Origin of the sequence: Methanospirillum stamsii, assembly GCF_003173335.1 — an archaeon.
Lineage (GTDB): Archaea > Halobacteriota > Methanomicrobia > Methanomicrobiales > Methanospirillaceae > Methanospirillum > Methanospirillum stamsii.
Genome location: NZ_QGMZ01000005.1, coordinates 47,317 through 71,954, shown reverse-complemented (window position 1 = coordinate 71,954; position 24,638 = coordinate 47,317). Strand labels below are relative to the sequence as shown.

The window sequence follows — 24,638 nt, the reverse complement described above, 5'->3', positions numbered from 1 at the left end:
TTAGGTTGGATTATGATCCGAGTCCCTGGCTTTAATTCTTCTAAAATCCCTTCCTGAACATCGGTAATTTCCCTTAAATACCTCCTTACTGTGTTTCGTGAGAGTCCAAGTTCGCGTGCCACTTCTCTAATTGATCCAAGTTTTTCATAAAGATGCTGAATCTCGTGGATGTCAGTCACAGAAATCACCCCAACCACCTGCTGATGGCAGAGTTTCGACGATTACCTTAGGGGTGGGTCAAAATTGAATTGGCGTTTACTTATATAGGTGGGTCACTTTTGAATCGGCGCAAACATTCCTAATCTCTGGCATTGTATGATGACGGTTTCTTCTGCTAGTTCTTCACCGATAACCGGTCTTAAGAGCTCAATTACCTCGTAAAGAAAATTTGTCATGAATACCTCCTGAAACACAATCTTTTCTGTGGGCCAGCCTCATCGGTTAAAAATGCCATAATCATAGGACACACTCCGGGATGCAAATCAGATTGGAAAGAACCACTGTTACATCAGATATTTTGAATTATTTTTTTATTTGACAACAGGAAAGAAAACCCTGTTGTTTTAAACCTGCCTGCCTTCCCTTCGCAATTCTTGTTCAGATTCTAATTCTGACATTTTTTATTTCTTTAAAACGGGTAGGTGCAATCAGAACAACTGTCAAATTAGGAGGTGAACCAAAATTTCTTTAGAGGTATCATTTCAATTATCTATCAATCGGAACTTCGTTGAAAATTTCCGGGAATATACTTCTCCGGGAATGAATTGAGTTTGTCATCTCATTTTAATTTCATTAACCTGCCACAAAAAAGGAGTCAAACATTTTTTTCCTGCCTATTGGAATCCCCAACTCTTTACTCTGGAGAAAAATTTCGTTTTAATTATAAGAAGAGGAAATTATCATATTTCATGAAAAGCAGGGTTTTTTATTTCTTTTGTCCCGACCAATACACGGATGCAAAGATATATCCCATTTCGAATATATTATTCAATACATTATATATGTAGGTGCTCTATGGTGGGAGGCGATATGTCTCTGCAATTCTCCAGGGGGGATGAGGAGATTGCAGATTTATTTTGGGATATCGGGGTCAAGAAAAATACTGCCCGAGTCCTGGTTCTGATGCTCAGAGATATTGATCTGACATCTCGGGTTATTGAACGGGTGGTCGATCTCCGGCAACCTGAAGTAAGCATTGCTCTTAATGATCTGATAAAGAGGAAATGGATAAAGAAAATTAACCAGGTTACTGAGAATAAAGGGAGGCCTGTTCTCATATACCACCTCTATAGAAAACTTGATGATATTCTGGATGAATTAAAAAAAGATATTGTCGGAGATTACGAAGAGAAGGTTAAAGAGATTGAAAAGGTCCGTGAATTACTTAAAACTCAATAATCTCTATTATTTCCGAAAAAACATCTGCAGTTATCTTATCCTGTTAATAATCAGATAAATAATAAAATTTTTCAGATACTGATTATATCTACAATGAAACCGCCCCTTTGTTTCCGGTTTACCTTTTAGAAATCCCTGCATGCCCTGTTTTTCATATAATACATTAATACAGATTTTAGCATAAAAAATCATCAAAATCAGGGTTTTAAAATAATGCACACTTCATTCGTTATCGTCATTCTGATATTCTGCGATTTTTCAAAGTGAATTTCAGGAAAATTAAAGGTAATATAAGTTATTTTAAGTTATTTACTCTAAAAAAGAGAGAGAAATAGTTATTTTTCCCACCAGATTTTCGCCCGTAGTGAGATCTCACGATGAACAAACTTACCATTCTCTATTTTGATTTTTTTATCCAGAAATTTCCGGAGGACCTTCTCCTGCTTTTCAGTTTCAAGATTTAGTCCTACTTTCTGATCGAAAACTGCTTCATCAAAAGTTGAATACTTATGTACACTCTCTTCTTTTGTCACTTCAACATTGGCGAAAATTCCTATCTGGTTCAGGAGATTGAATACAATATTCACTTTAGTCCCCGAAGGAGCCGGAACACCATACAGGTCCTTCCAGATTTCACGATAATTTCTCTGCCATGGAGACCTCATATCAGCAAACCAGAAAATGTAGACGTATTTAGACGATACCGCATCCATTTTCAGTAATCCCTCTTTTAAGTCCGGAAACCCAAGAGAATATGATGCAAAAACAATATCATACGGAGGATTCAAATCGGAACGAATATCCACATCCTCCCATTTTTTTGGGACAATGGTTATGTTCTCAATTCCGGCCTCTGCAATATTTTCCTTAAGGCAGGTAAGCATACCTCCGGAGGGTTCCACCGCGGTTACATGAGCAACTTTTTTTGCAAGAGGTATTGCAAGAGATCCAGGACCAGCACCTACATCAAGAATCCGGGAGGTTGGTGTAATATCCATCGCCTGTATTCTGGAATATGAACCAGCCCAGTTATCCTCTTTCATCGCATCACTGAACCGTCTGCACCTCTCCGGGTCGGTCCACCTTCTCCCACAACTAATAAATCCTGATTTTTTTTCTTCCTCTCCATGCGGTTTTTTCCATGCCTCATTCCAGTCAATCTGATTAACATCAATCATGAATCAATAAAATGTCGGTTGTGAACACAAATACCTGTTGAAATTCAATTGACTAATCAACTGACATCACACTTCAAAATTTAATTTTTTGAACACAATTTGAAAAAAAACCACAGAATGTTTCAGGATTTATATCTTAAATATCAGTAGAGAAATCAGTACCATATAATAGTTAATCAAACAAGTTTAATTAAACATAAAATGACAACCTTTTTTGCACAGCTTCACTGAGGTTAGTAAAGAACCCTGGAAAATTTACTTAAGGTAGCTTATGGACTCTGTAGAACACGCTCCGGTAAAAAATAATCCCGTCTCATCAATTGAATCGATAAGAATCCCTGAAATTGCTTATGATCTGAATGTTATTAAGCAAAAAATTCATATCGCAAGGAATGTCCGGATTCTTCTTTTCATTCTCCCTTTCGCCGTAATGTTCTGGTCTCTGTTCATCGGTCGTTATGAAGTAGAACCGGTTACTGTTGTAAAAATTCTTCTTTCACAGATATTCCCCATGGAACGGACATGGACAAACGCTGATGAAACAATTCTCTTCCAGGTAAGATTTCCCCGCATTATCGCTGCAGTAATCGTTGGAGCTGCCCTATCTATGGCAGGAGCGGCATATCAGGGATTATTTAAAAACCCCCTGGTATCTCCGGACATCCTGGGAGTCTCATCAGGTGCAGGGTTTGGTGCAGCGGTTGCTATCCTCTACTCAACAGCGGCATGGATGATCCAGTTGTCTGCATTCGCCGGAGGAATCCTCGCCGTAATGGGCTCATATTTTCTCTCAAAACTCTATAAAAGCGGCCAGATCCTTATCCTGGTCCTATCCGGAGTGATTATCTCTGCCTTCTTTGGTGCTCTTTTATCAATTACCAAGTATGTCGCCGACCCGTACGAAAAACTCCCGACCATTGTTTTCTGGCTCATGGGAAGCCTGTCATCGGTCAGGTATTCTGATATATACGCCATTCTCCCTGCAATTCTCATCGGTGGATCAATCCTTCTGCTCATCCGATGGAGAATTAATCTTCTTGCTTTAAGTCCTGATGAGGCAAAAACTCTGGGAATTGACCTTAAACAGATTACCCGCGTCATTATTGTCTGTGCGACTCTTCTCACCGCTGCATCAGTCTGCATCAGTGGTATTATCGGATGGGTCGGCCTTGTTGTTCCCCATCTTGGAAGAATGATCACCGGCCCGGATTACAAAAAACTGCTTCCACTGACGATTGTCATGGGATCATCATATCTTCTGGTCATGGATGACCTGTCAAGGACTCTCATTGCTACAGAAATCCCACTTGGAATTCTCACCGCACTCCTTGGTGCTCCTTTCTTTGCATACCTGCTATGGAGGAGGAAGACAGGATGGGCCTGACATATTCTGCAGAAAAACTCCGGTTCAGCTGGGACGGGAAACGAGACATATTCAGGGATGTCTCCTTTTCCCTCACAACCGGAGAGATATTCTGTATCATCGGGCCAAACGGAACTGGAAAGTCCACCCTCATGAAATGTATGATAGACATTCTTGAGTATCAGGAAGGAATTGCCCGGTTAGACGGGACAGATATCAGAACAATTGACCGAAAGACACTTGCAAAACGAATTGCCTACGTCCCCCAGGGGTACCAGGTTGCCTTTCCATATACGGTACTTGAATATGTCATCATGGGTCGTGCACCCTACATCTCTCCCTTTTCCTCTCCAGAGGAAAAAGACCTTGAAATTGCTGTCATGGCAATCCAGGAAGCAGGGATTATGCACCTTATTGACAAGTCAATAAACGAAGTAAGTGGTGGGGAACACCAGATGGCCCTCATTGCCCGGGCTCTTGCCCAGCAACCTGAACTCCTGCTCCTTGACGAACCAACCTCTCATCTTGATTTTGGAAACCAGATGCAGGTTCTCTCACTGATCGAACGGTTAAAGGATCGAGGAATTACTATTGTGATGACTTCTCATTTCCCGGACCATGCATTCATGGTCTCAGATGTTGTCGGAATTATGAAAGACGGCTCGTTTACTACCATAGGTCCGGCTGAAAAGGTTATCACGAATGATTCGTTAAAAGAGACATATCACGTAGATATCCGGGTGGAATATGTGGAAATAGCCGGAAGAAAAGTATGCATTCCAATAAAAAACCAACCAGGATGTTACTGCCCGGTTAAAGGATAACTCTCAATATTTGTAAAAAAATTGATTTCCATGGCAAAACACAACAGATAATAATCTTATATACGAACACAAAGTTAGATTATTGAAATAATTGTTATTGCGATTATTAGAATTAGACGATATCACATGCAGAAAAATGTGGACCTTTTGCTCTTTTTTACTCATTTTACCGAATATTAACTCATTTAAGAAGATGTATCCAACCCCTTTGGTTCCATCTTTACTTCCCAGGCACTATTTATCCCAGGTACAATCAATTCGACAATCTCATCTGACATGCTCATGATCCGCTCTTATGTATCAGCTTCATCAATCACACCGGAAAAACCATAGAAACAATCAAATTATCAATGGTATGGGTGATTAAGTCATCAACAAATCCAACTAAAAACGTATAATTCTAGTATTAAGAAGATCTATACCTCCCAAATCTTTTTGCTATATAATAATTATTACACTGGACTACACAATTAAACTACATATATCTGTCCAGGAGCAACGATGGTATACTCATACATTACCGAACATCTGGTGAGGTAACATGAGTAATGACCCATAAAGATTCGGGATCTCTCAGGGTTAACCGGGAAAAGACTAAACCACACACAATAGACCGGTTTTCGGTCATCACATTCTTTTCCTCTTTATGGGTCTGCCATACGATAATTCACAGAGTTTCTGCCTAAAATCCAATTTACACACACAACTTCTCTTGATCGCGCTTGTCCTTCATGAATCCGGAATAAGATAAAAATATTTGAAATTTTTGAATGTTCATGAAATATAATTAATACAATTGTCAAATTTGACAATAATTATATTTCTTCCATGTTTTCGGATATTTAATAGAAATTCCAAATTTTTTTTGTTTCCTTAATATACGCCCTCACAACTTTGCATTCATCATTAAAAACAATTCGGAAAGTTTATACCATTCTATTTTGAACGAATCAATTGTACTGTGTACTCGCATATAGCAGGATGGAAATATACCTGAAGGGTCAGGTATTCAGGCTAATTCAGATGCCTCACAGTATATGAATCACGTTATCATGGTTCGTTTTGAAACAGAAAAAGAGTAATCAGAAGAAAAAAGGAATTGTTCTCCTGATTACTGCTACTAGAGAATTGCCTGTGTTATCTCATCAATGGGTGAGAGCACACTAAATTCGCCACAATCCGGTTGGAATAGGCAAGAGTTAGAAATGGTAAATTGTCCTATGCAGGTTTCGTGTGGTTTCCTGCTCTTGTGATCGCCATTTCTTAAGACCCGGAACTGCTGGGTCACTGTGGACTATTCCACCCTGAGAACTCGGGTGAAAGAATGAGCGACAGCAATTTAATTAAATATGTACAAACAACCTGCCCCTATTGTGGTGTCGGGTGTACTCTGAACCTTGTTGTTAAAAACGAAAAGGTCGTTGGTGTAGAGCCTTACAAAAGAAGTCCCATTAATGATGGGAAACTCTGTCCTAAGGGTCTTACCTGCTGGGAACATGTTCACAGCCCTGACCGGCTAACAACGCCTCTCATTAAAAAAGATGGGAAGTTTGTTGAGGCATCATGGGATGAAGCCCTTGACCTCGTCGCTAAGAAACTCAAAGAAACAAGCGACAAATACGGACCAAAGGGACTCGGATTCCAGACATCCTGCAGAACCGTCAATGAAGACTGTTACATCTTTCAGAAATTTGCACGTGTAGGTTTTAAAACAAACAATGTTGACAACTGTGCACGTATCTGTCATGGACCTTCAGTTGCAGGTCTTTCACTTTCCTTTGGATCTGGTGCAGCAACAAACGGCTTTGAAGATGCCCTGAATTCTGATTTTATCCTGGTATGGGGATCAAATGCACTGGAAGCTCACCCCCTCGCCGGACGCCGTATGGTGCAGGCAAAACTGAAAGGGATTCCAATTTACGCAGTAGACCCACGTCTCTCAACCACTGCAAAGATTGCAGACAAGTGGATCCAGTTTAACCCGTCTACCCATATTGCTCTTGCAAATTCGATGATGTACTGGATCATCAAGGCAGGAAAGCAGGACAAAAAATTCATCGAAGAGCGGGTCAACGGCTTTGAAGACCTGAAGGCAACAGTTGAAAAGTATGCTGATGCTGAGGCAATCCATGGTGTACCACTTGAAACAGTTAAAGAACTGGCATACAAGTATGCATCTGCTAAAAATGCAGTCATTATCTATTGTCTTGGTATCACTGAACTTACCACCGGAACTGACAACGTTCGTTCCATGGGTAACCTTGCCCTGCTGACCGGAAACGTCGGTCGTCCGGGAGTTGGTGTAAACCCGCTTCGTGGTCAGAACAATGTGCAGGGTGCCTGTGATATGGGTGCTTACCCGAACGTCTACTCAGGGTATCAGAAATGTGAAGTTGCAGAGAACCGTGCCAAGATGGAGAAGGCCTGGGGAACATCCGGACTTCCGGACTGGTATGGTTCCACTTTGGTTGAACAGATCAAGCAATGCGGTAATGAAATCAAGGCAATGTATGTACTTGGTCTGAACCCTGTCGTCACCTATCCGGACTCAAACCTGGTCAAGGCACAATTCCAGAAACTTGACTTCCTTGTTATTCAGGACATATTCTTCACTGAATCCTGTAATTATGCAGATGTCATTCTTCCGGGAGCCTGTTTTGCAGAGAAGGATGGAACCTTCACCAGCGGTGAACGCCGTATCAACCGTGTCAGAAAAGCAGTCAACCCACCAGGCAAGTCAAAGGAAGACATCTGGATCATCGCAGAACTTGCAAAGAAGATGGGCCTGAAGGGCTTTGACCTTCCAACCGCAAAGGACGTCTGGGATGACATGCGGAACTGCACACCAAGTCAGTTTGGTGCAACATACGAGAAACTCGAGAAGCCAGAATCCATTGTGTGGCCTTGCCCGACTGAAGATCACCCAGGAACACCAATTCTGCATATCGGGAAATTTTCAACTGCTGACGGAAAGGGGAACCTCTTTGGTATCGAGTACCGCCAGCCGGCAGAAGTTGCAGATGCAGAGTATCCGTTCACCATGATGACCGGTCGTCTCATCTTCCACTATCACTCACGTTCACAGACAGACAGAAGTGCAGCACTTCACTATGAAGTTCCAGCCTCATATGTCCAGATTAATCACGAGGATGCAAAACGCCTCGGTATCGGACAGCATGAGAAGATCCTGATCTCCAGCCGACGTGGAAAGACAGAGACAGTCGCTCATGTCACTGATGAGATAGGACCAGGTGTTCTCTACATGACCATGCACTTTAACGAAGGTGTCAACAACCTGACCAACACCGCACTGGATCCCATGTCCAAGATGCCTGAACTCAAGCACTGTGCTGTGAAAATTGAAAAGATGGGAGGGAACTAAGATGGCAGCAAAAGGCGATATGATCTATGCCTGGACAACCGATAGTGGTGTTGCCAAGAAGGCAGAGTGTGGTGGTGCAGTAACAACCCTTCTCAAATACGCTCTGGAAAACAAGATCGTAGATGTCGTTGTCGCAGTAAAGAAAGGATTTGACCTTTATGATGCAGTTCCGGTTGCAATAACCGATGCAAAGGATCTTGATCAGACTGCCGGATCCCTCCACTGTGGTACCCTTCTCATGTCCACCTTCATCCAGAAATACCTGGACGGGGCAAAAAACATGAAAGTTGGTGTCGTAGTCAAAGGTTGCGACCTCATGAGCCTTATCGAACTTGGAAAGCGAAACGAGATCAACATGGCCAACGTACTCACCATCGGTGTCAACTGTGGAGGATCAGTCAATCCGATTCAGGGTCGGAAGATGATCCGTGAGAAGTTCGGTGTAGATCCCGATAAAGTAACCAAGGAAGAGATAGACAAGGGCCAGTTCATCATCGAATACGAAGGCGGACACAAGGGCATCAAGATCGATGAACTTGAAGATGAAGGATACGGACGCCGTACCAACTGCCGCCGGTGCAAATACAAAATCCCACGCCAGGCAGACCTTGCTTGTGGAAACTGGGGAGTTATAGGAGAGAAAGCAGGAAAGGCAACCTTTGTTGAAATTTGCAGTGACAAGGGTGCTGATCTCATTTCCAAAGCAGTTTCTGCAAAGAAACTGGAGACCAGTGCAGCTGATCCTAAGGGAATTGAGATCAGAGGCAAGACCGAAGGAGCAATGCTCAAACTCGGAGAAAAGTGGCGCAAGAAGGAATTTACCGCACTTCGTGACAATCTCTGGGACTTTATCAACAAAGAGACATCCCGGTGTATCAAGTGTTACTCCTGTATCGAAAAGTGTCCGGTCTGTATCTCAACACCATTTGAGGGAAGACCAGAATCATACATGGTTCGTCCGGGTTATATCCCGTCAGACCCGATGTTCCACCTCCGCCGGTTTGCTTCCATCTCTGACAGCTGTGTAAACTGTGGTCAATGTGAGGAACTCTGTCCGGTTGAGATCCCACTGGCTCTCATTTCACATGCAATCAGAGTTGAAGGGGACAATGCATACGTTCCAAAACTTGGAGCAGCACCTTACAAGAACTAATTACCCCCCTCTTTTTTCGCATATCCGCTTATCATCTGTTTTACAGATAATGCTAACCACACACATATCCCACCACTAATCACCAACTTCGCGATTTATTTCGCCAGATTTATATTCATACCCGTAACAATACTTCTCTGCATTGTAATCAGGGGGGTGTGCGAATACACCCATGGACATTTTCGGGTTGTCCATTCCTGTGTGCCTGGTTACAAAAAAGCATGCATTACCTGATGAGCGCAAGCTCTTTACCTGCAAAGATTTGGTATCTTTCACCAGCTAAATTCGGGTGAAATATGAGTGAAAATACAGAACTAATGAAATATGTGGCAACTACCTGCCCGTACTGTGGTGTTGGTTGTACATTAAACCTGGTAGTGAGCAATGGGAAGGTTGTTGGTGTTGAACCAAACCAGAGATCTCCAATCAACGAAGGAAAACTATGTCCAAAAGGAGTCACCTGTTGGGAACACATTCACAGCCCTGACCGTCTGACAACCCCTCTCATCAAAAAGGACGGGAAGTTTGTTGAGGCTTCCTGGGAAGAGGCCCTTGACCTTGTTGCAAAGAATCTGAAGGCAATCTACGACAAACATGGCCCAAAGGGACTTGGATTCCAGACCTCATGCAGAACGGTCAATGAGGACTGTTATATATTCCAGAAACTCGCACGGGTTGGATTCAAGACAAATAACGTTGATAACTGTGCCCGTATCTGTCACGGACCCTCTGTTGCAGGTCTTTCACTCTCATTTGGTTCAGGTGCAGCAACAAACGGCTTTGAAGATGCTCTGAACTCAGATTTCATCCTGATATGGGGTTCAAACGCAGTTGAAGCACATCCCCTTGCCGGACGCAGAATCGCCCAGGCAAAGAAGAGAGGGATCCCAATTGTTGTTGTAGACCCACGATACAGCATGACGGCTCGTCTGGCTGACACCTGGGTCCGGTTTAACCCGTCAACTCACATTGCCCTTGCAAACTCCATGATGTACTGGATCATCAAGGAAGGTCTGGAAGACAAGAAATTCATCAGTGACCGGGTTAACGGTTTTGACGACCTCAAGAAGACCGTAGAGAACTATGCAGATGCAGAAGCAATCCACGGTGTTCCTCTTGATGTTGTAAAAGACATGGCATTCAGATATGCAAAAGCAAAGAATGCAGTCATCATCTACTGTCTTGGTATTACTGAACTGACCACCGGTACTGACAACGTCAGATCCATGGGTAACCTCGCTCTCCTGACCGGAAACGTCGGTCGTGAGGGTGTCGGTGTCAACCCGCTTCGTGGACAGAACAATGTGCAGGGTGCCTGTGACATGGGTGCATACCCGAACGTCTACTCCGGGTATCAGAAGTGTGAAGTTGCAGACAACCGTGCCAAGATGGAGAAGGCCTGGGGTATCACTGATCTTCCAGACTGGTATGGAGCTACCCTGGTGGAGCAGATCAAGCAGTGTGGTGAAGAAATCAAGGGTATGTATATCCTCGGTCTGAACCCGGCTGTTACCTATCCTGACTCTAACCTAGTCAAGGCACAACTTCAGAAACTTGATTTCCTTGTTATTCAGGACATCTTCTTCACTGAGAGTTGTCAGTATGCACACGTCATCCTGCCAGGTGCCTGTTTCGCAGAAAAGGACGGAACATTCACCAGCGGAGAACGCCGTATCAACCGTGTCAGAAAAGCAGTAAACCCACCAGGTCAGGCAAAAGAAGATATTCACATCATATCAGAGCTTGCAGCCAAGATGGGCCTTAAGGGCTTTGAACTCCCGACTGCAAAGGATGTCTGGGATGACATGCGGGCAGTTACTCCGTCCATGTTCGGAGCCACCTACGAGAAACTTGAAAAACCAGAATCAATCTGCTGGCCATGTCCGACAGAGGAACATCTGGGAACCCCAATCCTGCACCGTGAAAAGTTCGGAACTGCAGACGGAAAGGGTAACCTCTTTGGTATTGAATATCGTCCACCGGCAGAAGTTGCTGATGCTGAGTATCCGTTCACCCTTATGACCGGGCGTCTCATCTTCCACTACCACTCCCGGAGCCAGACAGGTCGTGCAGCAGATATGCACCGTGAAGTTCCTGAGTCATATGCTCAAATCAACGTTGAAGATGCAAAGCGCCTTGGTATCAAGAATGGCGAATACGTCAAGCTGAAAAGCCGCCGTGGAGAAACCAAGACACTCGCACGTGTCACCGATGAAGTTGCACCGGGTGTCGTCTATATGACCATGCACTTCCCTGAGGGGGTCAACAACCTGACCAACACCGCACTTGACCCAATGTCCAAGATGCCGGAACTCAAGCACTGTGCCATTTCAATTGAAAAGTTTGGAGGTAACTAAGATGGCAGCAAAAGGCGATATGATATACGCTTGGGCAAAAGATGCTGAAATCCAGAAGAAAGGAGAGTGTGGAGGAGCAGTAACCGCCCTTCTGAAACATGCACTTGAAACCAAAATGGTCGATGCTGTTGTTGCAATCAAGAAGGGCAAAGACCTGTATGATGCAGTTCCAACCGTCATTACAAACCCTGAAGACATCATCCAGACCGCTGGTTCCCTGCACTGTGGTACCCTCCTTATCCCCAAACTTATCAAGAAATACCTGAACGGGGCAAAGGACATGAAACTCGCAGTCACCTGTAAAGGCTGTGACGCCATGGCATTCTATGAACTGGCAAAGCGGAATCAGATTAATCTTGATAACATCATCATGATCGGTGTCAACTGTGGAGGTTCAGTAAGCCCCGTTGCAGCCCGGAGGATGATTGCTAACAAGTTCGAAGTTGATCCTGACAAAGTTCACAAGGAAGAGATCGACAAGGGTCAGTTCATCATCGAGTACGAGGGTGGACACAAGGGCATCAAGATTGATGAACTTGAAGAGGAAGGATACGGACGTCGTTCCAACTGCCGCCGCTGTAAGATGAAAGTACCCCGCCAGGCAGATATTGCTGCAGGTAACTGGGGAGTCATCGGAGACAAGGCAGGTAAGGCAACATTCCTTGAAATTTGCTCTGAAAAAGGTGCAAGCCTCGTAAACAGTGCTCAATCAAAGGGTGTTCTTGAGACAAGTGCAGCTGATCCAAAGGGTATCGAGATCAGAGGCAAGGTTGAGAAGGCAATGCTCAAACTCGGAGACGAATGGAGACACCGTGACTTCGAAGGCCTTGGTCAGGGCAAGGACCGTTTGAAACTCATGATGTCAGAGTCTTCAAAATGTGTCAAGTGTTATGCTTGTGTAGAAGCCTGTCCGATCTGTTACTGTGTCGAATGTTCCACCAAGAAGCCCTGGTATGTAGCCCCTGGTGTCCTCCCGACCAGCTTTATGTTCCACCTGATCCGGTTTGCTCACGTCTCTGACTCCTGTATCAACTGTGGTCAGTGTGAGGAACTCTGCCCAATGGAAATCCCGAATGCTCTCTTCATGCACTCACAGCAGGTTGAAGTTGAGAAGATGTTCGGCCATGTTCCAGGGCGGGATATGACTCCGCCAATTCATGCTTTTGTTGAAGAAAAGACAGAGCGTGCACGTCTGGATGCAACTCACACTGATTCAATCTACAAGAACATTTTTGCAGAAAATGAATAATATCACTCTTTTTTTTCAATAACTACCAGTATTTCACAAAGGCTTGAATACTCTTAATTTCTTATTCTTTCTTACAAGTGACAGATATGAATCCGGAAAAAGAGAACATTATTCCAGAAATTACAAAAAAATTTCCTGTAATTAAGTATCAGGGCAATAATCCCCTGGAAACCGTAGTAGAAGTATGTACTGAATCCAGAATTTTGTTCTCTTTAAACGGGGTTCTTGTAGGAGATCTGTCTGTTACTCCGATTGATCTTGAGGCATTTGCTATTGGTTACTTAATTTGTGAAGGATACATCTGTTCCATGGATGAAATTCAAAATACCACAATCAATCTCCCAAATATTGATATCACTACCCGAAATCCTTCCACTATAACTACCGGACAGTTTTCGAAGAACAGCTCAGGTGGTTCATGCAGAGAGCTTCTTCCCGGAGGGAAAACATCTCCCTTGCCTGACGGTCTTACCCTCGATGCAGAATCGATCCTACAGTCCATGAATCATGTGGATGAATATTCAGTCATCTGGAAACGTACCGGAGGTATGCATTGCAGTCTTATCGTATCAGAAGAAGGAACGGTTATCTGCGGAGTAGAGGACATGGGAAGACATACCACAGTCGATAAAGCTGTGGGGATCGCCCTGATGCAGAGGACCGACCTCTCACGGTGCTACCTTGTTTGCTCAGGACGTCTTCCGGTTGACATGGTTGCAAAAGCATACCGGGCGGGAATATCAATTATGATATCAAATAATGCCGCTTTTGCCGGAGGAATAGAATTTGCACAGAAAGTAAATATGACACTAGCCGGATTTGTACGGCCACCCAATATGACAATCTATACCGGTAGTCACCGGATTTCTTTTTCCTAAAAAAATTAGGTTTTTTCGTAATATTTCTGGCTTCCGCACCCGGGGCAGAGACCATTTTCCAAAAGGTTTTCCGGAACAGGTTCACCACAGGAAGAACACACTCCGGTTTTCCATTTTTGTTTATGAGTAACTTTGACCCTGACCTTTTCCCAGGATAACATGCCTGTTCCTTTATTGATAATATCTTCTACCAGTTGTTTCTTCATGGTCTTTCTATCAAACTTAGAAGTGTTTGCAAACCATGCTTCCAAAACCGGAGTATCAGCAAGTTTTGCTGAATCAACTTTAACCCGGACTCCTTCTGCAAAATCACCATCACTTGGGCGGTTCACAGTCATTGCAAATCTTCCGGTATTGATAACCCGCAGACGGTTGTTACCAGGAGTGCAATGTAAAATTACCTGTAATGGATCAGGTGCACACTTTGGAGTTTCACATACACTGTATAACCTATCTCCAGGTTTCGCATCCAGAAGAGAAAGGGCGTAATCAACCATGTATATACCAATAAGAAGACCAGCTGCAGTGCCCTGGTGAAAATCAATGCACCGGTCAAACCAGTCAATAAGTGTTGTATCACTACCTTTCTTTTTCAAAAGAGAGAGAATTTCTTCCTTTGAATATTCGTCTCCGAGTTTAGGCATACAAATTACATTTGACTTCATGACATATACAAATTGATATATTTACCTTTCAAATGAAACAGGGGTTCAAAATTTTTTCCGGAATTAAAAATATACAACCATCATTGCAAACCACAAGGAATTATTAACTAAAAGTATTGAATAATCCTCCCCCACATTCACCAATATTCTTCATGAAATGCGGCACCAGAAATCAAGTAAGCCTGCTAAACAACTATTGTCAACAAAATTTTGTTTATTCATATCAACAATTAACACACATGATTGCCATATCACGCATGACACACTATCAATTAAAAAAATTCAATATTAAAATTTATTAACTATTTTTAGTTGATTTGATCTAATTTTTATCACTCATTTTCTCCAACAATCAGAGATGAACCGATACCGTTAAACCATACAAATTTCCACCATGTATTGTCCGGCATATTACCACCGGGCACATGTTTAACGTGATAGAGGCAGAATCAACCCGAATTCGTGAAGGATTTTCCCGAGTTCTTCCTTCATGAATGATCCTGTCTCATAATAATATGAGAGGGGTGCAATAATTATTTGAGATTAACCCCACCATCAATAGAATGATTATCATTAACACAAGGCAGTAATTCTATTTTTATAAAATTTGATGGAATCTTTCACCGATAATCATCAATATGCGCGAGAACAAACAAAAGTCTTTTAATAAGGTTCAGACCTGTTAAATAAATAATATTTACAACCATTAAAAATCCCTGATATGAGATGTACATTAATAAGCGGATCGTAAAGATCAATAATAATTAACATACTCATTTTTTAGTCAATATATATTGATAAAATTACCCCTCTCCCCGATAAATAATCAATTTATTTCACCCAATACGATAAATTAATATATTGAAAGATGAAGATTTCTGTTATCACGGGACTCACTGGATACATCATGTCCTCTTGTTCCGGGACAGACACCCTGTGACCGGTAATTGTCCGGTCACATCCCAGTTCATCGGCGATATTCTTCGTTTCGAGGAGCACTATGAGCACAATAACTATCAATCTGATTTCCGGACGCACTATTCAACAGGGCGTCTCTATGGAAGGCGGAAAAGAAACCGACAAGTACATGAAAGCTTGTGGGATCATCGAGATCGATGAGTCTGATTTTAAGCGTCTTGGCATTATGAAAAACACCAATGTCAAGGTAAAAAGCCAACATGGCGAGGTTATAGTAAAAGCAATAGAAGCTACCCAGGGACCACACCCAGGGGTGGCCTTTATACCAATGGGACCCTGGGCAAATAGTGTCACCAGTCCTGAAACCTACAGCACAGGTATGCCCACTTTTAAGGGGGTTCCAATTACCATCGAACCGGCAGACAGAGAAAAAGTTTTAAATTCAATCGAACTTGTCCGGTCTAAATGCTGGGGTGATGAATAATGTCAAAAACAGTAACCGATGTAATCTGTCCGTTTTGTGGAACACTCTGTGATGATCTCGTTGTTGTCACAGATGATGAAGGTAAAAAAATCCTCAGCGTAGAAAACGCCTGTGCAATCGGTGCAGAAAAATTCCTCCACTCTTCTGACCATTCCCACCGGGTAACCCGTCCCCGGAAACTCCAGGAAGACGGATCATTTAAAGAGATAACCTACGAGGAAGCAATTGAATATACCGCACAAATGCTGGTCAATGCAAAGAAGCCCTCAATGTACGGGTGGTCTTCTACCAACTGTGAATCCCAGAGTGTCGGGCATGAAATTGCTGAACTCTGTGGTGCACTTGTTGACAACACCGCAGCAGTCTGTCACGGAACCACACTTGTTGCCGTTCAGAATGTGGGGATTCCAAGCTGTACTCTTGGAGAAGTCAAGAACCGTGCAGATCGTATTATCTTCTGGGGATCTAACCCGGCACATGGACATCCCCGGCACATGTCCCGATATTCAATCTTCCCCCGTGGATACTTTACCGGAAAGGGCCAGAAACAGAGAAAGATCATTGTAGTAGACCCCCGGTGCACTGACACATCAAGTCTTGCTGATGTTCATCTCCAGGTCGAACAGGGATATGACTATGAATTGCTCCAGGCCCTTCGTGCAGCTGTCCGTGGACAGGAACTAACCGGAGATATCATCGCAGGTGTTCCAAAAGAGAAAGTATATGAAGCTGCAGAAATGCTCAAATCCGGGCGTTTCGGAGTTATCTTCTTCGGAATGGGTGTAACCCAGTCTCTTGGAAAAGATCATAACATCGATGCGGCCATCATGCTGACCAAAGACCTTAACGACTATACCAAGTTCTCCATCATAGCAATGCGGGGACATTATAATGTGACAGGTTCAGGTCAGGTTCTCGGCTGGCAGTTTGGATTCCCTTATTCTGTCGATCTTTCAAGAGGATTTGCCCGGTACAACCCTGGTGAGACCGGTACCATTGAAGTCCTGAAAAGAAAGGAGATTGATGCCATGTTTGTCCTTGGCAGCGATCCGGGAGCACATTTCCCAATGCAGTGTGTCAAGGAGATCTCAAAACTCCCGTCAGTAGCAATTGACCCGCATATCACACCGACTACCTCCATTTGTAAAGTCCACGTTCCGGTAGCCTTTGTTGGTGTAGAAGTCGGAGGAAACTGTTATCGTATGGACAACGTCCCGATTGAGTCAAGAAAGGTTGTCGAACCTCCGGAAGGAATGCTCACCGATCAGCAGTTCCTCGAGGGAGTTTTAAAGAGGGTCAGAGAACTGAAGGCAAACTAAGGAGTTGAAAATTATGAGCGAATATATCATAAAAAACGGAAAAGTCTACGACCCGAAGACCGGAATAAAGGGAGATGTCGCCGATGTCTGTATCAAGGATGGTAAGATTGCAGACAAGGTCTCCTCTAAGGCAAAGGTAATTGATGCAAAGGGTAAGACCGTCATGGCCGGTGCAGTGGATATTCATGCACACGTTGCCGGTCCGAAAGTCAATGAAGGAAGAAACTACCGTCCGGAGGACAAACTTTTCACCTATAAACCAACCGGAAAGAACACACGGATGTCTGGGGGTTTCTCAATCCCGACTACCTTTAAGACCGGATACGAATATGCCCGGATGGGATACACCACCGTCATGGAAGCAGCAATGCCTCCCCTTTATGCACGACACGTCCATGAAGAGATAAAGGATACACCAATTATTGACGAGGGTGCATTACCAGTCTTTGGAAATAACTGGTTCGTTTTTGAGTACCTGAAAAACAACGAGATGGATAATGTCTGTGCATATATTGCCTGGCTCCTGAAGACAACCAAGGGGTATGGAATCAAGATTGTAAACCCCGGCGGTTCAGAGGCATGGGGTTGGGGAGAAAACTGTACAACCGTGGATGATCCGGTTCCGTACTTTGATATTACTCCGGCAGAGATTGTAAAAGGACTCCTTACCGCCAACGAACAACTGGGTCTTCCGCATTCCATTCATATCCATTCAAACAATCTTGGAAACCCTGGCAACTACGAAACAACCCTTGCAACCTTAAAAATTGCTGAGGGAGTGAAGGCAAAGAACAAGTTCGGTCGTGAGCAGGTTCTTCACCACACCCATGTCCAGTTCCATTCATATGGTGGAGACAGCTGGGTAAATTTTGAATCAAAAGCAAAGGAAGTTGCAGAATATTTCAACAAGAACAAAAACATGACCATGGATTTAGGTTGTGTCACACTTGATGAAACCACCACGATGACCGCAGACGGTCCGTTCGAACACCACCTCACTTCACTCAACCACCTCAAGTGGGCAAATGTGGATGTTGAACTTGAGACCAGTTCTGGTATCGTTCCCTATGTCTACGACCCGAACATCAAGGTTTGTGCCATCCAGTGGGCAATTGGTCTTGAATTAGGTCTCTACGCAAAGGATCCATTGAGAACGTTCATCACAACTGACCACCCGAATGCAGGACCATTCACCCGTTACCCCCGTGTCATCAAGTGGCTTATGTCTGACAAGTCACGCCAGGAGATGCTCAAGGGCTTTAAACATTCAGAAAAGGTTATTGCAGCAACGAACCTTGCATCCCTAGACCGTGAACTGAGCATGTTCGAGATCGTTCAGATGACAAGGGCCGGACCTGCAAAAGCATTAGGTCTTGAAAATGTCTTTGGTGGTCTTGCTCCGGGTATGGATGCAGATGTTGTTGTATACAACCTGAACGAAGATAAAATCAAAAATCCGGAAGAGATTGAAACAGCATTTAGTGCTGCAGATTGCGTCTTCAAGAGCGGTACAATGGTTGTTGAGAACCGTGAAGTTATCAGCAATGGAAACAAGCGGACGCTCTGGGTAGATGCAAAGGTACCGGAGAACAAGCAGGTAGAACGCGATGTCCAGATGAAGTTCCTCAAGTTCTACAGTATGACCATAAACAACTACGAGGTTTCGAACCACTACGTACCAAATCCCTACGTGATTGAGGTAGATTCCAATTAAGGAGTGAAAAGGAATGGATATTGTAAAACTTACCCTTACAAAGGTACCGGATCTCTATCTGGAAGCAGAGAATGTCACTCCTGACCATTTTGCAGGAAAAACAGCCCAGCAAATAGGAGAACTTCATGTTCATCTTGGAAACCAGACTGCAAAAATAAGCGATTACTTCTCTGTTGAAGGAAAAGGAGGAGAAACTGCTGCAGACACGAAGATAGTCATTGCCGGTCCGACTGACAAGGTCAAGTACATCGGAATGAAAATGACCGCCGGGGAGATCGAGGTTCAGGGAAACACCGACATGTACACTGCAGCGTGGATGGCAGGTGGAAAGATCCATGTCAAAGGCAATGTTGACTCGTTTTGTGCCATCGGGATGACCGGTGGAGAATTCATTGTTGATGGGAACGCAAAGAACTACCTTGCTGCATCCTACCGGGGAGACTGGCGGGGCATGCAGGGAGGTAAAGTTACCGTGAAGGGCAATGCCGGATCAGACACTGCAACCTTCATGATTGGCGGAACCATCGATATCGGAGGCAATGTCGATGTTCATCTTGGTACCCATGCAGAAGGTGGAAAGATAATCATCCGTGGCAATGCAAAAGGCCGGGTTGGAGGCCAGATGGTCAAGGGAGATATCTTTGTCCTTGGACAGGTTGAGCGGATGATGCCATCCTACATCCTGAAAGGCGAGGAAGAGGTCGAACTGGACGGAAAGAAACAGATGTTTCAGGTCTGGATCGGTGACATGGGCGAGCGTCATGCAAAGCGGAAAGGCGAGGTTATCTATGGAAAAATATACGTCCCGACCGGTGCAGGAGAAACAGCAGCTCCGGCAATCCATACAGAAAAGAGAAAAAAGCTGACCGATAAGCAAATTGAGCACCTGAAAGAAGCATTTAAAGATCAAGAGCCAACTGTTCAGCAGGTCAGAACATATATATATGATACCTTTGATGTTGATATGAAACCAATGCAGGTCTCACGTCTTATTGATGGAATCAAGAGATAATTCCTTTTTTTCCCGTACCATTTTCATCAGGGAATACCGTTACTGCAGATGCTTTAAAGGTAATATACACCACATCGCCATCATCAATCTCTAATTCAAACAGGCTTTGAACGGTAAGCACCCCGGTCAGGCAGATACCACAATCCACCATTACCCAGGCCAGGGAGCCCATAATCCGAATCTTTGTTACAGTTGCTTTTAGGACATTTCTCGCACTGGATTTCAGGATTTCTCGTGAAAATATCAGATCTTCAGACCTGATACCAAAAAAAACCGGACCGGTGAGAGGAGTGATAGCATGGATCCTGACAGTTCCAACCCTGATTATCTTCCCTTCGTGACTTTCCCTGGCAATACCGGAGAACAGGTTCTCCATTCCGGTAAAGGCGGCAACGAAAGGAGTCTGAGGATTTTGGAATATTTCATCCGGATTTCCTACCTGTATAACGGATCCTTCATCCATAACCGCAGACCGGTGTCCAAGTGATATCAGATCTTCTGCATGATGAGTAATATGAATAACAGATACTCCGGTGAGGGATGGAAGACGGGATAATTCAGTTCTCATCTTTCTCCGGGTGATTGCATCAAGAGCAGAAAGGGGTTCATCCAGAAGAAGTACCCGTGGCCGGATGATCAGTGCCCGGGCGATGGCAACACGCTGCTGCTCCCCACCGGAGAGTGTCTCCGGGTTTCTCTCCAAAAGATGTTTTATCCCAAGAAGAGCGGATATTTCTTCTACTGCATTCCTGATTATTTCTCCAGGTTCACCTAATTGTTTCAGACCAAAACCGATGTTTTTTTCCACATTAAGATGAGGAAATAGCATGTAATCCTGGTAAACCATACCAATATGACGGTGCCGAGCAGGGGTATCGGTAATATCGGTTCCGTCAAGGAAAATTCTCCCAGTATCCGGACGATGAATACCGGCGATTGTTTCAAGCAGGATCGTCTTACCTGCTCCGGATTGTCCAAGGATTATAAAATATTCACTGTCCTTGATGGTCAGGCTTACATTCCGGAGTTGAAAATCACCTAATGTTTTTGATAAAGACCGGATTTCAAGTGGCATCAGAGTATCCTCCGTGAACCAAAGAAGTATTCAAAAATCACCAGTGTTCCAACAGATATTGCAAGGAGAATGGTGGCAGATGCAATTGCCATGTCAAGATCTCCGGTGGAGATATTCAGATAGAGAGCAATAGGCAATGTCTCAGTTTTCATCTTTGTTGCCCCTGCCAGCATTAAAACTGCACCAAATTCTCCCATTGCTTTTGACCATGTAATTGTAAGACCTGCAAGAAGAGCCTGCTTTGACATGGGAAGACTCACCTGGAAGAATACTCCCGGCTCACTTGCTCCAAGTGTCCGGGCAACATATTCATACCTTGGATTTACCGAGTCAAACGCAGATCGCATCACCCGGATGAGGTATGGAACATTCACAAAAAACTGTGCGATTATAATGGCTGAAGTGGTGTAGACGATATCAATTCCGGTTGCTTGGATTAACTGGCCGAATACTGACGGGCCAAAGAAGATCAGGAGGGCGATACCTGCCACAAGGGGAGGAAGAGATAATGGGAGGCTTATTATCAGACCCATCAGACGGGATGACACAAACTGATACCGGGAGAGAGCATATGCAACAGGAAGGGCGATCGCGGCACAGAGCATGGTTGAGATGAGTGAAGTAATCAGTGAGAGTTCAATTGCGAATCGTATCTCTTCAGATGCCAATGCTTCGAATAATGCCCGGGGCTCTGGCCAGAGTATCAATCCGGCAAATACCAGACAGAAAAAGAATATTAACGCTCCGGAGAGAAAAATCAGAGAGCCCTTAAACCAGGAGAAAGAAAGAACCCTGAATATCCGTTTCATGTGTACTGAACAAAGAATGTTGATTTCATTATGTTCTGGCGGAATGATACCGGAAAAACACATCCGGGTGAAACATCAGGAATAAGACCTGGTGCCCGGAGAAGAAAACACCGCTTGGCATATATCAAACACAGTTTTTGAAACAAAATCCTTAAAAAGCCAAAAAAAGGAGTTGTGAGAACCCTTGGGGGTTCGATTCTTAGAGGTGAGGTACTCATAGTTTCACATCAGCATAGGCCGGATCCGGATAAATAGGATGCCCATGCTTTTTGAATATTGCTTTTCCTTCATCTGATGATACAAAGTCCACAAATTGTTGTGCAGAATCCTTCTGCGTTGTAAAGGTAGTCAGTCCGATTGGAACAACAAGTGCTATGCTTTCATCACCAACAAGGGGTACTGCCTCTATTTCATCTCCTTTTATCTGATCAATGGTGATAAGGCTTGCATCAACCTGCTTCAGTTTTAACGCTGTTACCACTTCATTAATAGTCGGTGCACGCAGAACGACATTCTTTTCAATCTCATCTGCAATGCCGAGTTTATCAAAGAGTTTCTGGCCCTGTCTTCCAATGGCTGTTGCATTCACATCACCAAGGGCAAGTTTGAGTCCCTCTTTGGTAAAGTCCTGAACAGATTCAATCCCCTGTGGGTTTCCAGGCAGAACACCAATTACCGGAACATGGTATGCAACATACACCGGATCGGTTACAAGACTCTTATTTTGTGCAATTGCATAGTCAGGAGTACCACCAGGAATAAAAGCATCCCCTTTTTTTGAGATTTCCATCTGACTAATGAGAGTTCCGGATCCGGCAAAATTAAATTCCACAGGTATTCCGGTTTTTTCTTCGAACGCTTCTCCGATTTCAGTCATCGGCCCCTTAAGACCGGCACCGGAATAAACAAAGAGTGACTCCGGGGCATTATCTGCAGCACATACCTGCGCAGGTAAGAAAACAACTAACAGGCAGATGAAAAAACATGCCAGAGAACTTAACGAGTAGTTCATAATTAGTAGTTAGACGAGGGATGAAATAAAATATTTTCGATATACGTCTGAAATAAAAACATGCAGGAACAGTGTTATGGATAATGACCAAAAACGAAAATACACACAAATTTTTTAATTTCATTTCTTTTCCGTGGAAAATTATTTTGTAACTTCAGAATGAAATGACAGTGAGTTTATTTTACATGCAGGTTCACTATTTAATATTACCCATATGGGCCTCAAAACTCGTAAAGCATATTTTATAGAGAGAATCATATGTATTCTCCAGCAACCAAAACAATGAACATTCATTATCAAACACATCCTGTGATTCATCCAGAACCTTCAATAATGCCAGGCTCATTACCTTCAGATATTCAGGATAAAGATAAATCCCCTATTTATTCGGCTTCAGTAAAAGATGCAATTACTCTTATCAGATCTATTGCTCCGGAGACCTTAGTTGAGACCAGGTTTATTGATGATGCTGACGGGTACACCCTTGCAGCGCCGGTTATTTGCCGTGAGGATATGCCCGGATATGATAGATCATGGAAAGACGGGTTTGCAGTAAACTCCCGGGATGTCAAAGGAGCCAAACCTGAAAATCCTGCAATTCTTACATATACTGGTGAAATCAGGTCAGGCTATTCAGAGAAGAAACAAATAAAAAATGGAGAATGTGCAGCGATTATCACCGGAGGCCCCCTTCCGGAGGGTGCTGACGCTGTTGTTATGCATGAATATGCAATTCTCAAAGGACACTCTGTCGAAATAACCTGCCCGGTTATCCTGGGTGAGAATGTCATCAGAAAAGATGAGGATGCAAAAGCAGGAGAGGTAATTTATCAGGAAGGATGGGTTTTAAGACCCCAGGATATCGGAGTTCTTGCAGGATTTGGGATCTGCACCGTCCAGGTCCGGGCCATGCCGGTTATTGGAATCCTCTCTACCGGACCTGAACTTGTTCCGGCTGATGGGCGTCCTGCAAGAGGTGAAATCCGTGAGACAAATTCATATCTCATATCTGCGTTATGCCGGAAGTTAGGCGCCATTCCAAAGCGGTATGGAATTGCATGGGAAGGTTCTGCAGATCTTTCTCATTTATTAAAGACTGCCGTAAAAGAATGTGACGCTGTAATTATCAGTGGCGGGAGTGCTCATGATGAACGGGACCGTACTGCGGAAGTGATATCCGGCCAGGGTAAATTGTTACTATCAGGTCTCTCGATATCTCCACGAAAAAAAATGGTTATTGGAGAAATTGGAGGAAAGCCCATAATAGGGCTTCCCGGACACCCGGCATCAGTATACCTCCTGTTACTGCTTGTGGTAACAAACCTGATTCAGGCCATGAAAGGGGCTGATGCCCATGGGCTATTAAAAGAACAGGTTATTGCAGGCGTTGATATTAAATCTCATCCGGACAGGGAGTATCATATTCCCATTCGTATTTCCGGGGACAGGGCATATCCGCTGGGAAGAAAGGCCGGCATGGTGAGTATTCTTTCTCAATGTGACGGTATCATCCATATTCCCCAAGGTAGTACCGGGATTAAAAAAGGAGATGTTGTTGAGATTATGGATCTTACATGCATTCGATCACCAGTCTCCTTTCCGGGTATCCAATAAAAGCCCATATTCAGTAAAAAATTCGTAACCAATTGCTAACCAGAAAAAGCTAATTTTTTCCGAAAATTTAAAAAATCAGCAGACTTAAATATTTACGTCTTTCACTATTATATGCTGACAATAGTCAGCAAAACTCGGTACGGTCATCAGGACTACTTGAGATCCAGTAATACCGATCGTGCTATTTAGCACCTGATCCGGTTCCTGATGACCATTTATAACATGCACTCTGCC

At 43.8% G+C, this 24,638-nt stretch carries 19 protein-coding genes and 1 pseudogene; 13 read left to right on the top strand and 7 right to left on the bottom strand.

Translation table 11 applies throughout. The annotated features are described in order from the left end of the window. Positions 1-68 precede the first annotated feature (68 nt). Together DLD82_RS01805 and DLD82_RS19290 are read right to left on the bottom strand one after the other, a co-directional pair. Positions 69-188, bottom strand: a pseudogene (locus DLD82_RS01805) (helix-turn-helix domain-containing protein); the annotation flags it as partial. Positions 189-272: 84 nt separating this feature from the next. Then, on the bottom strand, positions 273-395 hold the full coding sequence (locus tag DLD82_RS19290) for a hypothetical protein (RefSeq protein WP_281267964.1): 123 nt from the start codon (positions 393-395) through the stop codon (positions 273-275). Positions 396-1,029: 634 nt separating this feature from the next. Here DLD82_RS19290 and DLD82_RS01800 point away from each other — a divergent pair. Then, positions 1,030-1,398 (top strand): hypothetical protein, encoded by a 369-nt coding sequence (locus DLD82_RS01800; protein WP_245920334.1) that lies wholly within the window; start codon positions 1,030-1,032, stop codon positions 1,396-1,398. Between the two features lie 335 nt (positions 1,399-1,733). On the opposite strand, the gene DLD82_RS01795 is transcribed toward DLD82_RS01800, so the two are convergent. Next, positions 1,734-2,576, bottom strand: a complete 843-nt coding sequence (locus DLD82_RS01795) for a class I SAM-dependent methyltransferase (RefSeq protein WP_109939400.1) — start codon at positions 2,574-2,576, stop codon at positions 1,734-1,736. 271 nt (positions 2,577-2,847) lie between these two features. Between DLD82_RS01795 and DLD82_RS01790 the strand changes: the two genes are divergently transcribed. From DLD82_RS01790 to fdhD, 7 genes are all read left to right on the top strand, one after another. After that, on the top strand, positions 2,848-3,960 hold the full coding sequence (locus tag DLD82_RS01790; RefSeq protein WP_109939399.1) for a FecCD family ABC transporter permease: 1,113 nt from the start codon (positions 2,848-2,850) through the stop codon (positions 3,958-3,960). Beyond that, positions 3,951-4,763 carry an ABC transporter ATP-binding protein gene (locus DLD82_RS01785; RefSeq protein WP_109939398.1) on the top strand — a complete coding sequence of 271 codons (813 nt, stop codon included), beginning with the start codon at positions 3,951-3,953 and terminating at the stop codon, positions 4,761-4,763. Before DLD82_RS01790 ends, DLD82_RS01785 begins: the two co-directional genes overlap by 10 nt. A gap of 1,324 nt (positions 4,764-6,087) precedes the next feature. Then, the gene (gene fdhF, locus DLD82_RS01780) at positions 6,088-8,145 is read left to right on the top strand and encodes a formate dehydrogenase subunit alpha (RefSeq protein WP_109939397.1); all 2,058 of its coding nucleotides are present in this window, start codon (positions 6,088-6,090) and stop codon (positions 8,143-8,145) included. Position 8,146: 1 nt separating this feature from the next. After that, the gene (locus tag DLD82_RS01775; protein ID WP_109939396.1) at positions 8,147-9,298 is read left to right on the top strand and encodes a Coenzyme F420 hydrogenase/dehydrogenase, beta subunit C-terminal domain; all 1,152 of its coding nucleotides are present in this window, start codon (positions 8,147-8,149) and stop codon (positions 9,296-9,298) included. Positions 9,299-9,594: 296 nt separating this feature from the next. Next, entirely contained in the window at positions 9,595-11,655 is a 2,061-nt protein-coding gene (fdhF, locus tag DLD82_RS01770; protein ID WP_109939395.1) for a formate dehydrogenase subunit alpha, read from the top strand. A gap of 1 nt (position 11,656) precedes the next feature. After that, on the top strand, positions 11,657-12,904 hold the full coding sequence (locus tag DLD82_RS01765) for a Coenzyme F420 hydrogenase/dehydrogenase, beta subunit C-terminal domain (RefSeq protein WP_109939404.1): 1,248 nt from the start codon (positions 11,657-11,659) through the stop codon (positions 12,902-12,904). Between the two features lie 86 nt (positions 12,905-12,990). After that, positions 12,991-13,782 (top strand): formate dehydrogenase accessory sulfurtransferase FdhD, encoded by a 792-nt coding sequence (gene fdhD, locus DLD82_RS01760; protein ID WP_109939394.1) that lies wholly within the window; start codon positions 12,991-12,993, stop codon positions 13,780-13,782. 5 nt (positions 13,783-13,787) lie between these two features. Here the strand turns inward: fdhD and DLD82_RS01755 are convergent, their stop codons facing one another. Continuing rightward, positions 13,788-14,447, bottom strand: coding sequence for an FmdE family protein (locus DLD82_RS01755; protein WP_245920333.1), 660 nt, complete (start codon positions 14,445-14,447; stop codon positions 13,788-13,790). 1,000 nt (positions 14,448-15,447) lie between these two features. Between DLD82_RS01755 and DLD82_RS01750 the strand changes: the two genes are divergently transcribed. The 4 genes from DLD82_RS01750 to DLD82_RS01735 are packed head-to-tail and all read left to right on the top strand — an operon-like array spanning position 15,448 to position 19,894. Further along, complete coding sequence (locus DLD82_RS01750; protein ID WP_109939392.1) at positions 15,448-15,849, top strand: molybdopterin dinucleotide binding domain-containing protein; 402 nt, start codon at positions 15,448-15,450, stop codon at positions 15,847-15,849. Continuing rightward, complete coding sequence (locus tag DLD82_RS01745) at positions 15,849-17,168, top strand: formylmethanofuran dehydrogenase subunit B (protein WP_109939391.1); 1,320 nt, start codon at positions 15,849-15,851, stop codon at positions 17,166-17,168. The genes DLD82_RS01750 and DLD82_RS01745 overlap by 1 nt, the downstream gene beginning before the upstream one ends. A gap of 13 nt (positions 17,169-17,181) precedes the next feature. After that, entirely contained in the window at positions 17,182-18,882 is a 1,701-nt protein-coding gene (locus DLD82_RS01740) for a formylmethanofuran dehydrogenase subunit A (RefSeq protein WP_109939390.1), read from the top strand. Positions 18,883-18,895: 13 nt separating this feature from the next. Beyond that, positions 18,896-19,894 carry a formylmethanofuran dehydrogenase subunit C gene (locus DLD82_RS01735; RefSeq protein ID WP_109939389.1) on the top strand — a complete coding sequence of 333 codons (999 nt, stop codon included), beginning with the start codon at positions 18,896-18,898 and terminating at the stop codon, positions 19,892-19,894. Here DLD82_RS01735 and DLD82_RS01730 read toward each other — a convergent pair. The 3 genes from DLD82_RS01730 to modA form a co-directional block, all read right to left on the bottom strand. Next, positions 19,884-20,969, bottom strand: coding sequence for an ATP-binding cassette domain-containing protein (locus DLD82_RS01730; RefSeq protein WP_109939388.1), 1,086 nt, complete (start codon positions 20,967-20,969; stop codon positions 19,884-19,886). The two genes, DLD82_RS01735 and DLD82_RS01730, sit on opposite strands and share 11 nt — an antisense overlap. Continuing rightward, positions 20,969-21,778, bottom strand: coding sequence for an ABC transporter permease (locus tag DLD82_RS01725; RefSeq protein ID WP_109939387.1), 810 nt, complete (start codon positions 21,776-21,778; stop codon positions 20,969-20,971). The genes DLD82_RS01730 and DLD82_RS01725 overlap by 1 nt, the downstream gene beginning before the upstream one ends. 214 nt (positions 21,779-21,992) lie before the next feature. After that, positions 21,993-22,790, bottom strand: a complete 798-nt coding sequence (gene modA / locus DLD82_RS01715) for a molybdate ABC transporter substrate-binding protein (RefSeq protein ID WP_109939385.1) — start codon at positions 22,788-22,790, stop codon at positions 21,993-21,995. Positions 22,791-23,123: 333 nt separating this feature from the next. On the opposite strand from modA, the gene DLD82_RS01710 reads away from it, so the two are divergent. After that, on the top strand, positions 23,124-24,404 hold the full coding sequence (locus DLD82_RS01710; RefSeq protein WP_219968287.1) for a molybdopterin molybdotransferase MoeA: 1,281 nt from the start codon (positions 23,124-23,126) through the stop codon (positions 24,402-24,404). Positions 24,405-24,638 lie beyond the last annotated feature (234 nt).